Genomic DNA, 10,684 nt, shown 5'->3' with positions numbered 1-10,684 from the left:
CTCCACATCGCCCTCATGGACCGCATGGGCGTGAAAACCCACCACTTCGGCGACGCCGAGAACGCGCTGGCGATTTAGTCGATTCGATTGGCAATCGAATCGGTTTGGCTCTTCGGCTTCGATTGCCAATCGCTACAAATCATGCCACGGAATCGCCGTGATGTTCGCTTCGAGTTGCATCGGCCTGTCGCATCGGCAGACGACATAGCCACGCTTCGCTTTGCCCTTCTGCTCCGCCAAAAAAGTGCGCAGGTGGCGTGCGTCCGAGGCGGTCGGGTTCTCTGTCCATTTCACCTCAATGGGGATGATCTCCCCGGCGTGCTCGACGATGAAATCGACCTCTGCCCCGTCCTTGGTGCGCATGTAAAAGAGGTTTCCTTTGCCGAGGTAACGCAGACGTTTCCACAGCTCGATGCCAACCCACTGCTCGAAGATCGGGCCAGGATTCGACAGGACGGTTTGTGGGCTCGCTGCGAGTCCGGCAGCAGCGTGACGAAGGCCGAGGTCGAAGAGGTAAAACCTCGGCGTGGAGAGCAGTTGCTTCCTCGGGCTGCGGGTCCAGGCCGGAAGGGTGAAGCCGATGAACATGTCCTCCAGGAGCTGGTAATGCGCTTTCACTGTGGGCTGGGACAGCGCGGCCTCATTCGAGATGGCGGCGTAGTTCACGATCTGCCCGGACTCCGCTGCTGCGAGCTGGAGAAAGCGCTGAAACTTGCCCCAATCCCGCACCAGCCCCTCACGGCGGATTTCCTCCTCCAGATGCAGCACTGTATAGCCCTCCAGCATGTCGTTTCGATCCTCTTCATCCGCTGTGACGATGCCTGGCAGATCACCGTAGGCCAGCCGTGGGATGAGATCGGCTTCGGGAAACAGATTTTTGCTGGGCGGATCGAAGTTTAAAGGGAACACACTCTGTGCTGACGTTTTGAGTTTCTTCGGCACCGGACGCTCCGCCATCATCAGAGGAAAGAGATGATGCACAAAGCTGCGTCCCGGCAGCAGATTTGCCCCCGCCTGCCGCAGCTTCCGCGCCGAGCTGCCGCAGAGGATGAAGCGCCATGGCTTTTTGTCCCCATCGTAGAGGTGCTGCACCGCATCGAAGAGTGCCGGCACTGCCTGCACCTCATCCACAAAGACGGTGTGCGGCTCTTTTCGCGCTGGCATCGCCTGGCAGATGCGGATGAGCCGCTCCGGCTCACGGAGGAAGCGGCTGCGCTCACCCGGATCAGCCAAATCAAAGACATGCGCGTCCGGCGGCAGCAGGGAGCGGATCAGCGTGGACTTCCCGCATTGCCGCGCCCCGAAGACGATGTGAACAAAGGGGCGAGCCAGCTTTTCAGCGAGTGTGGAGGCATGCCAGCGGTCAAACATGCCGCTAAACTAAGGCGCGAAATCTAAAAGTCACTTTAGATTTCGCGTCTATTTCTAAGGTCGTGTTTAGATTTATCGCCCCGATTCATCTGGGAAAATCAGGAGCAAGTGCCGAGATGAGTTGTCGCAAGTTCTCCCGTGCCCTCTCTTCAAACCGCTGCCTCGCCCATTCGGTGAGGTAAATCTGCTCACGCCGCAGAAACCCGGTCAAAACCTCCGCCCGCTTCTCGCGATACACCTCTTCTGGCACCCATCTGTATTCCTCGCGAATCTGCCGCTCATACTCCAGCACCCGCGAGGCCGACTGCGCGAAGATGGCGAGGTCAATGTCGATGATCCACACATCATCCGGCCCTTCGCCGGGCTCGTGTGACTTTGTGAGCATGATCAGCCGCGCCACCTCGTGTGCCGTTTCGGTACCTCCAAGTGCTTCGAGAGCCATCGCCGCGCTCAAAGCCTCATTTTCGCCACTTTTCGGATCATAGACCGCATCATGAAACCACAGCGCCATCTCGATGAGATCAGGTTGCTGCATGAAACCCTTCGCCTCATCCAAAACACCCAAACACTCCTCCAGATGCTGCAACGAATGATAAGCCCGCTGCGGCTCTCCATAGGCATTCACCAGCCTCTCATGCCATCCAGGCTCATCGCCCACGATGCCCGTTCGCTCCGCCAGCGGCAGCCAGTAATCGAGGGAGGTGAAGACGTAGTTAGCCGGATCAGCGATCATGGTTTGCGCGCCGGCACCACGGGTCCGGTGCCTTGCGGCCGGCTGGTGCGCGGTTTTTCGATCTTGATGGCCGGGGCGAGCTTGAAAGCCTCAAACGGCACGAGATTTGCCTGGGGCAGGACTTTGAGGTGGAGGTCTTTGATTTCGACGCGGTTGGGATTGCCGCGGTGGAGCTGAATGGCAAGCAAGCCTTCCAGGGCACGTTTGGTCGCGTCGTGGTCGATGAGCTCGGAGGTGGGCTGGCCGTTGATGAAGTGGTGGAGGCGGTTTCCTTTGGCGATGATGATATACATGTTCCACTGGCTCACATCGACCTTCACCGGCTCGTGCTCACTGAGCTGCCAGAGAGCACCGTCAGGATCGAGCATCACGTTTTTGCCGTTCAGGCCGAAGATGCCGCGGCCGCGCTCCTCGTAGGTCATGCCGGTGTGCTCGATGGCGGGATGGATGTCGCACTGGTAGCCGGTGATGACCCACGGGGCCACGTCCTTCAGCTCGCGGCTGCGATACTGGATGCCGCTGTTGTTGTCGCCGATGACGCGGACGGTGGCGCGCAATTCGAAATCCTTCACCGTGCCGCCGCGCCAGATGAGGAAGCTGTTGTTCGCCATGGCCTCCGGCGCGGGATTTGTGCCGATGACGATGCCGTTCTCGACTTTCCAGAGCTTGGGATCGCCATCCCAGCCAGTGAGGTCGCGGCCGTTGAAAAGTGAGGTGAATCCTTCTTCAGCGGCGAATGACGAATGCAGAACGACGAAGGACGAAAGGAGGAGGAAAAGCGGGCGCATGGAGTGATGGTCGAGAAGGTCAAGGTTGGGTCAAGAAATGGTCAAGGGGTCAAGATAGGCCGTCTTGACCTTCTTGACGATTGCTTGACCAAGCGAAGCGTTTTGACGGCGTAGCCTCAAGGCGTCGGCACCAGCTTCTCGCCGCTGGCGGGCATCGTTTGGGTCGGTTCGCCGGACAGGAGGCCGTGCTGCACGAGGAAGCGGTCGGCGGCGATGAGAGTCACAGTCTGCCAGGGACCCTTGTTGAAAAAGCTGTGCGACTGGCCGGGGGCGATCTGGAGATCGATGGCCTTGGTGCCGAGCGACTTCCACTTCGCGTGAGCGACGTCCCACCCTTTCTTCCAGCCGTCCATGTCGCCGAAGAAGGCGATCGCGGGCGGCAGATCGGCCTTCAAATGGCGCAGAATGTCGATCTCGGCGTCCTTGTCGTCATCAGGGGCGAAGGCGGGATTGAACCACACGTAAGCGACGACACTCGTGTCGATGTCTTTGGGGTCTGCGGGGTCATTGAGGCCGGGATTCATGGTGGAGAGGGCGCTGATGTGTCCGCCCGCCGAGCCGCCGCCGGTGATGATGCGCTGGGGATCGAGGCCCAGCTCAACGGCATGCTGTTTGAACCAGCGGATGGCGCTTTTGGCATCGGTGACGCACACGCGCTTCCGGCTTTCGCCCGCAGGCAGTTTGGCCGTGTCGGCCTTGCCGAGCATCTGATACTCCGCCGTGGCACACACGAGCCCGCGGCTGGCGAAGTAGGCGCAGGCGATGCGGAACTGGCCGAGCGAACCGCCACCCCAGCCGCCGCCGTGGAAGAGGATCATGCCGGGCACCTTCGACTTCGCGGGGTCGTGATTCGGCGGAAAGTAGATCTCCATCTGGCGCGGCTTCCCGGCGCTCTCTTTGTAGATGTAAACTTTGCCGGGCGGCGCGTCGGCACCCATGGCGGATTTTTTCTTCGCTGGTTTTTCGGCGGCGATGGAGGCGCCACCAAGGGCGACGAGCAGGATGGTGAGGAGCTTCATGGGGGAAGGGACGCTGGCGATTATCTGTTCAAAGCCGACGTGATGGCCTGCGCGACGGTTTCGCCGAGGAAATCGTAGCCCTGCGCGTTGAAGTGGACGTCGTCGGGATTTTGCATCGTCGCCAGATGCGGCGTGATGGCTGTGAAAAGGTCATCGATGGCGATGCCGTGCTTCTTCATCACCTCGGCTGCGGCGGCGTTGCGTTCGGGGATCGGCGCCGCCTTGTATTTGCCGTCCTTGGTGTCGGGGCAGGGAGTGCTGCTGGCCCAGACGAGCTTCGCGCCGGTCTTCTTCATGCGCTCGATGAGCTGTTCGAGACGCTGCTGGTAGTCGGCGACGGGCGTGTTGCGGTCATGGATGCCGAAGTTGAAGTGGATGAGGTCCCACTTCCCGTCGCCGAGCCAGACGTCGATGTTTTTGAGACCGCTGGCCGTGGGGCCGCAGTTCGCAGGGGCACGATGCACGTTCACCTTGTCAGCCAGCGCCCTGCGCACGGCCTGCGTGTAACCGCGTGAGACGGAATCGCCGATCAGCAGCACACGCGGCAGCTTTGGATCATCCTGCACGAAGTCCCAGGCACTGGAGCGGCCGGCGATCTTCTCGCGTTTGTGGATGGGCAGGTAAAAACCGCCAAGCTGGTCCTGCAGCACGCGTTCCCAGGCCTGCTGGTCCGGCGGCAGCTTCGCCACGAAGGCCTGATACTTCTCCTCGACGACCGCATCCGCCTTCGCTTTTTGCGCGGCGGCCTCCGTGGCGTTGGTGGGCTCGCCTTTGGGTGGATGGGTCGAGGTTTGCGCCAACGAGGCGGCCTGAAGGACGAAAAGGGTGGAGGCGAGGACGAGTTTCATGCGAGCCGGGATCAAACGCAGTTTTCACCTGCTTGCGTGCAACTTCTTGAAGCTGTTCTCTGTTTGCTCCCCGCCATGCGTCATCTTGCCTTCGCTCTTCTCATCACCGCCAGTTCGTTGTCCGCGCAGAATGCGCCCTACGATGTGTTTCCTCCGGCCGATGCGCCCTACTACCGGGTGCGCTATGAGGCTCCGATGCCGAAGGCAGCGCCTGGCGAGCTGATTTTCCCGGTGAACTACACGATCTGGATCCCACCTGGAGTGAAATCACTGCGCGGAGTGATCGTGCATCAGCACGGCTGCGGTGAGGGCTCGTGCAAATCCGGTCTCACAGGGGCTTATGACCTGCACTGGCAGGCTTTGGCGAAGAAGCACGACTGTGCGTTGCTGTCGCCATCGTATGAGCAGCCGGAGAAGGCGGACTGCCAGATGTGGTGCGATCCGCGGAATGGATCAGGCGCGGCATTTCAAAAGTGCCTCGCTGATCTCGGCGCGAAGAGCGGCCACCCTGAGCTGTCGAACGTGCCCTGGGCGTTGTGGGGCCACAGCGGCGGCGGACATTGGGCCGGCGGCATGGTTTTGACCCATCCGGAACGCGTGGCCTGCGCCTGGCTGCGCAGCGGCGTGCCGCTTCTGACGCCTGATGAGAAGCGCACGACGATCAAGGCGCACACGGTGCCGGATGCAGCGCTGAAGGTGCCGGTGATGTGCAATCCCGGCACGAAGGAAGGCGTGACGGTCAAGGAAGGCCGCTTTGCCGGCGTGTGGCCATCGAATGAGGCATTCTTCACCGCAGTGCGTGGCAAGGGCGGCTTGATCGGCGTCGCCGTCGATCCACTGACGGCACACGAGTGCGGCAATTCACGCTACATGGCGATTCCGTGGCTCGACGCCTGTCTTGCCGCCCGTCTGCCGCAGAAAAGCGGTGAACCGATGAACGCGATGCCCACAAAGGGTGCGTGGCTTGCGCCCTTGCTCGGCACCGACGCCGTCGCTGCCGCGAACTACGATGGCGATGCCAAAAAGGCTGTCTGGCTGCCCGATGAAGCGACGGCGAAGAAGTGGATGCAGTTCGTCAAAGACACGCACGTTCCAGATACCACGCCGCCGCCTGGGCCGACGAACGTGCGTGTAAACGGCGCCGAACTCACCTGGGACGCGGAAGGGGACCTCGAAAGCGGCCTCGGCCACTTCATCATCGAACGCGATGGGAAGGAAATTGGCACCGTGCCGCAGGACGCGAAGAATCCCTTCGGCCGCCCGATCTTCCAAGGCCAGCAATACAGCGACACACCGTCGAACCCGCTGGTGAAGATGACCTTCATCGACAAAACCGCCGAGGCGGGCAAGAAGCACGCCTATCGTGTGATCGCAGTGAACACGGCAGGGCTGAAGTCGGAGTAGCGACTCACAGCGCCAATCAGCCAGCCCTCACCCCGAAGAATGCCTGCGAGCTACGGCATCAGCGACGGGGAGAGGCATATGAGGGTGCTTTAGCCGTCGATGTTCCAGCCGGGGCGGTATTCCTTCGTCATGAAGGCGTTCGCTTCAGGCGTGTCGGGGCTTTTGCCGGTTTTGCCGTCGTATTGGATCTTTTTGCCGGTGCGATAGGCGACGAGGCCGAGGAGCATCATCTCGATCATGTCGGCGCTGTAGCCGAAGTTGCACGCGGTGGGTTTGGACGGGTCTTTGCAGGCGTCGAACCACTGTTTCTGGAAGTGGCCGAGGTCCGGCAGCAGGTCCTCCTTCTTGCGAGGCTTGTAGTAGCTCATGTCGGCGTCGTTGCCGAAAGGCACGATCATGCGGGAGTCGAAATCGGCGATGAGGAAGCCTTTGGTGCCCTTGAACATGGCTCCGTGACCGATCTTGGTGAGGTCAATCGACGGCTTCGGCGAGCGCGGCATGGCACCGCCTTGATACCAGCTCACGGTGATCGGCCCGCGCCAGTCGTTGGCGGGCAGTTCGAAGTGCGATTCGCACTTCACCGGCGTCACGTCGGAGTTGTAGGCATCGCCCGTGGCTTCTGCGGAGGTGGGCAGGCCCCCATCCACGGCGTTCCAGAGCAGGTCCATGGTGTGGCTGCCCATGTCGCCGATCTGTCCGGCACCGAAGTCCCAGAACATGTTCCAGGAGAGGCAGTTCGCCCCGGCTCCACCGGAGAAGTAGGCGGGATTGTAGGGATGGAAGGGCGAAGGGCCAAGCCACAGGTCGTAGTGGAAGCCTTCCGGCGGCGTTCCTTCCTCCGGGAAGTAGCCGGGCTTCGGGATCTGGCGGTTGCCCCAGGCGTAGGCGGCTTTCAGCTCGCCAATCGCTCCGTCGCGGATGAGTTCGCGCACGCGGTTGAAGTTCGGGTTCGCATGACGTTGCATGCCGACTTGAGTGGCCAGTTTGTCCTTCTTCGTCTGCCACGTGGCGCGCACGGTGCGCGCTTCATTGACTGTGATGGCGAGCGGCTTCTCGCAGTAGCAGTGCAGGTCGCGTTTCAGCGCCCAGTTGGCGATGAAGGCATGCGTGTGGTCCGGTGTGCAGACGACGACGGCGTCGAGGTCCTTGTGGTCCAGGCATTTGCGCCAGTCGATGTAAGTCGTGGCCTTCGGAAAGCGCTCCAGCGCCTTCGGAAAGCGCGCCTCATTGATGTCGCACAGCGCGACGACATTTTCCTCCGCGATGGAGTCGTAGTGCGCGAGTCCGCGACCCCACACGCCGATGAGGGCGACGTTGAGCTTGTTGCTGGGCGCGTTCTGGCCAAAGAGCGGGCGGGTGATCATGCTGCCGGCGATGAGACCGGCGGCACCGACGAAACGACGACGGGAGAGAGGTTGGGGCGAGGTGTTCATGGCGAGGAGCACAGAACGAAGCCAGCGGCCTGAGTCGCGCATCAGGAATCATCTTTGTGAGGGCGGTGCCAGGCCGGAAGCCCTGAAATGAAGGCTTGCCTTGGAGACGGCGATTGTGGTTCCATCCCGACCATGGAAATCACCACTGCCGCCCGCACGCTCCTGGAGCACAAGAACAGGGAATTGTGGTCGATTTCGCCGCACGCGACGGTGTTTGAAGCGATCAAACTGATGGCGGACAAGAGCATCGGCGCCCTCCCCGTCGTGGAGGGCGGACGGCTGGCCGGCATTGTCTCTGAGCGTGATTACATGAAGAAAGTCGCGTTGATGGGCAGGTCGTCGAAGGACACGAAGGTGGGCGAGATCATGACGTGTGAGGTGGTGACGGTGGCCCCTGAGCAAAGCGTGGCCGAATGCATGAACCTCGTCACGCAGTTCCGCGTGCGGCATCTGCCAGTGGTCGAGAACGGGACGCTGATCGACATCATCTCCATCGGCGACCTCGTGCGCTGGATCATCGCGACACAGCGCATGACGATCGAGCAACTGGAGAAATACATCGCCGGTGGTTACCCAGGCTGAGTTCAGGCCTGACGCACCGAGCGATACGCTTCGACAGCGTCTTCATCGACGTGGATGCCCACGGCTCTCTCCGCCCAGTGCGCGTTGCTGCCGCGTTGTTTGACTCCTGAGATCCAAAACTCCTCCTCGGTGGCGTCGTTCTTGAAGTTGCCCCGGACGCCGCCGCCCCGGACCTTGCGAAGCGTCAGACCCCGGTAGTAAACCGAGCATCCTGTCTTCGAAAACGTCACCCAGCCGATTCGAGCCCGATGACCGTCGATCTCGCCGGTCTTGTTCTCGACATACATCAGGCGGGATTTCCCGCCTTGAGTGAGCTGGGTCGCTTTCATCAGATGCAGGCCACCACCTCGGGCTGCAGAGGTCCGTGGTCCTCTGCAGCGGTTCAAGGCCCTTCCCTTTACTTCACCTTCTTCGGCTTCTCAGGCAGGCCTTGACCGGGTTTGAGGTCCAGATTCGCCACCATGTCCTCCTCGGTGACGGTGGAGGCGACGCCGTCGGCGGGAATCTGCGCCTTCGCGGTCCACAAAATCGCATTCAGCACGAGTTTGCGCTGGTCGTTGTTCGCCCAGCCTTTGTGGAAGTGGCCACCGGTGAAGCCAAAGCCACGTCCGCCGTCCGCACGCTCGCAAGCCCAGGCGACATGCTGCTTCTCCTTGTTCTTCACCGACTCGCGCACGGCGGGGTTGCCGCTGTGATGGCCATCCGGACGGCTCATGGTCGAATCCGGAGCCACATCGCTGAGGATCGGCGTCACGCCTTCCATGCCTTTGCGGAAGCGCATGTAGAAGTACCATTCGTCATTCGTGCCAAAGGGCTTCACGCCTTCGCTGATTGGATGGGCCGGCAGTTCTTTGAAATTCGCGTCCCAGTGCGGATTCACGCTCCAATTGATCTCAAAGCAGCCGCCCATCCAGTCGATGAACTCTTTGTTACCCTTCTCGATCGTTGGCTCCACCGCATAATGCAGCGTGAGAAAGCCGCATCCGCGTTTCATCTCCTTGTCGAGCTGCTGAAGGCGGTCTTCCTGCAACGCGGGATGCCCGCCGCCGCCATCGGAATAGATCACCACGGTGTCCGCCTTCGACAGTTCCTCCTGCGACGGCCATTCGCCATTCAGATGGTATTTGATGTCCACCTGGTCAGCCACGCCTTGTTCCAGGCACTTCTTGAGGAGCTGGATGCCCGCATTGTGCTCATGCTGCCCAGGTCCGTGCGAAGGCTTGCCCGCGATCATGACGATGGATTTCTTGTCCGCCGAAAACGCGGAGCTGGCGAAGGAAAGGGAGACAATGAGGGAAAGCAGACGCTTCATGGTGGAAGAGACTGCATCAAACGCCCCCCAGGAGCCACCCATTTCAACAAGCGTCCGGCGACACGGAGGCGCTTCTGGCACGCCTCCCGCTCCCAGTGCCGCTCCGACCGAGCGAATGCCGATCTCCAAAAGCCGACCCCAGACCAATCTTCTCTATGCCTTCGCCTTCGTGGGTGTCGTCATGGCCGTTTTCACCCTGGGCTACCGGGTGGCGGGCTGGTCTTGGGGAGACGCCCTCTACATGGTCGTCATCACGGCGTTCAGCGTCGGTTTTGGAGAGGTGGTGCCCATCACCGAGCCCTGGCTGCGTGTGTGGACGATGGCGCTGATCGTCCTCGGCTGCACGGGCATCATTTTCGTGACCGGCACCCTCGTTCAGTGGCTCACGGAAGCTCAAATCCAACTCGCCTTGGGAGGCAAACGCATGGAACACGAAATCGAGAAGCTCAAAAACCACGCCATCATCTGCGGCTTTGGCCGGATCGGCCGCATGATCGCCAGCCAGCTCCAGGCGGGCGGCATTCCCTTTGTGATCGTCGATCAAGCTCCGGACCGCGTGGCTGAGGTGCGCGAGGCCGGATGGCTCACTCTGCAAGGCGAGACCACGGACGAATCCGTGCTCCGCGCCGCTGGCATCGCCCGCGCCCGTGTGCTGGCCACCGTGCTGCCGAATGACGCGGCAAACGTCTTCATCACCCTGAGCGCGAGAAACATGAATCCCGCCGTTCAAATCATCGCGCGTGGCGAAGTTCCCTCCACGGAGCGCAAGCTGCTCCAGGCGGGTGCCAACCGTGTGGTGCTGCCCGCGCACATCGGCGCGGACCGCATCGCCCATCTCATCCTGCATCCGAACGCGCGCGACATCCTCGGCGGCAAAACGAAATCGAGCGTCGATTTCGAACACCATCTCACCGAGCTTGGCCTCGACATGGAGGAGATCGAGATCGGCCCGGACTCCCCATGGCTGCACAAACGCATCTCCGAGGTGGAAACCGACGCGGCAGGCCGTCTCATGGCCGTGGCGATCATGCGCAAAGAGGGTGGCACCGACTTGAATCCCGGCCCCACGGCCATGCTCATGCCTGGCGACGCGCTGGTGGTGCTGAAGAGGGTGATGAGGAAATGACGAATGAGGCGGCCGCTCGATTCCTCATTCGTCATTTTTCCCCCTCCACATGGCTCGCCTTCTGCACG

11 protein-coding genes are annotated in these 10,684 nt (G+C 61.4%); 3 read left to right on the top strand and 8 right to left on the bottom strand.

Going from position 1 to position 10,684, the window contains the following annotated elements:
• Positions 1-132: 132 nt before the first annotated feature.
• The 5 genes from IAE77_RS01355 to IAE77_RS01335 all read right to left on the bottom strand — a co-directional run bounded on the left by IAE77_RS01355 (position 133) and on the right by IAE77_RS01335 (position 4,759).
• Positions 133-1,371: an ATP-binding protein gene (locus tag IAE77_RS01355; protein ID WP_294220708.1), complete on the bottom strand. Its 1,239-nt coding sequence runs from the start codon at positions 1,369-1,371 to the stop codon at positions 133-135.
• Between the two features lie 85 nt (positions 1,372-1,456).
• Positions 1,457-2,104: a hypothetical protein gene (locus IAE77_RS01350; protein WP_294220705.1), complete on the bottom strand. Its 648-nt coding sequence runs from the start codon at positions 2,102-2,104 to the stop codon at positions 1,457-1,459.
• A complete protein-coding gene (locus IAE77_RS01345; RefSeq protein WP_294220702.1) occupies positions 2,101-2,892 on the bottom strand; it encodes a DUF1080 domain-containing protein in 792 nt (263 codons plus the stop codon). The genes IAE77_RS01350 and IAE77_RS01345 overlap by 4 nt, the downstream gene beginning before the upstream one ends.
• A 116-nt stretch (positions 2,893-3,008) precedes the next feature.
• Entirely contained in the window at positions 3,009-3,911 is a 903-nt protein-coding gene (locus tag IAE77_RS01340; protein WP_294220699.1) for an alpha/beta hydrolase fold domain-containing protein, read from the bottom strand.
• Between the two features lie 20 nt (positions 3,912-3,931).
• A complete protein-coding gene (locus IAE77_RS01335) occupies positions 3,932-4,759 on the bottom strand; it encodes an SGNH/GDSL hydrolase family protein (protein WP_294220696.1) in 828 nt (275 codons plus the stop codon).
• A 75-nt stretch (positions 4,760-4,834) separates the two neighbouring features.
• Here IAE77_RS01335 and IAE77_RS01330 point away from each other — a divergent pair, with 75 nt between their 5' ends.
• On the top strand, positions 4,835-6,163 hold the full coding sequence (locus IAE77_RS01330; RefSeq protein ID WP_294220693.1) for a hypothetical protein: 1,329 nt from the start codon (positions 4,835-4,837) through the stop codon (positions 6,161-6,163).
• A gap of 89 nt (positions 6,164-6,252) precedes the next feature.
• On the opposite strand, the gene IAE77_RS01325 is transcribed toward IAE77_RS01330, so the two are convergent.
• Positions 6,253-7,596 (bottom strand): Gfo/Idh/MocA family oxidoreductase, encoded by a 1,344-nt coding sequence (locus tag IAE77_RS01325; RefSeq protein ID WP_294220690.1) that lies wholly within the window; start codon positions 7,594-7,596, stop codon positions 6,253-6,255.
• Positions 7,597-7,728: 132 nt separating this feature from the next.
• Here IAE77_RS01325 and IAE77_RS01320 point away from each other — a divergent pair, with 132 nt between their 5' ends.
• Positions 7,729-8,178, top strand: coding sequence for a CBS domain-containing protein (locus IAE77_RS01320; RefSeq protein ID WP_294220688.1), 450 nt, complete (start codon positions 7,729-7,731; stop codon positions 8,176-8,178).
• A 2-nt stretch (positions 8,179-8,180) separates the two neighbouring features.
• Here IAE77_RS01320 and IAE77_RS01315 read toward each other — a convergent pair whose 3' ends face one another.
• The gene (locus IAE77_RS01315) at positions 8,181-8,507 is read right to left on the bottom strand and encodes a hypothetical protein (protein ID WP_294220684.1); all 327 of its coding nucleotides are present in this window, start codon (positions 8,505-8,507) and stop codon (positions 8,181-8,183) included.
• Positions 8,508-8,575: 68 nt separating this feature from the next.
• The gene (locus IAE77_RS01310) at positions 8,576-9,490 is read right to left on the bottom strand and encodes a ThuA domain-containing protein (RefSeq protein WP_294220681.1); all 915 of its coding nucleotides are present in this window, start codon (positions 9,488-9,490) and stop codon (positions 8,576-8,578) included.
• 115 nt (positions 9,491-9,605) lie between these two features.
• Between IAE77_RS01310 and IAE77_RS01305 the strand changes: the two genes are divergently transcribed.
• Positions 9,606-10,616, top strand: a complete 1,011-nt coding sequence (locus IAE77_RS01305; protein WP_294220679.1) for a potassium channel protein — start codon at positions 9,606-9,608, stop codon at positions 10,614-10,616.
• Positions 10,617-10,684: the final 68 nt, after the last annotated feature.

It is taken from the genome of Prosthecobacter sp. (assembly GCF_014879935.1).
Classification (GTDB): domain Bacteria; phylum Verrucomicrobiota; class Verrucomicrobiia; order Verrucomicrobiales; family Verrucomicrobiaceae; genus Prosthecobacter.
The sequence above is the reverse complement of the archived record's forward strand: the minus strand, read 5'-3'. Positions and strand labels throughout refer to the sequence as shown.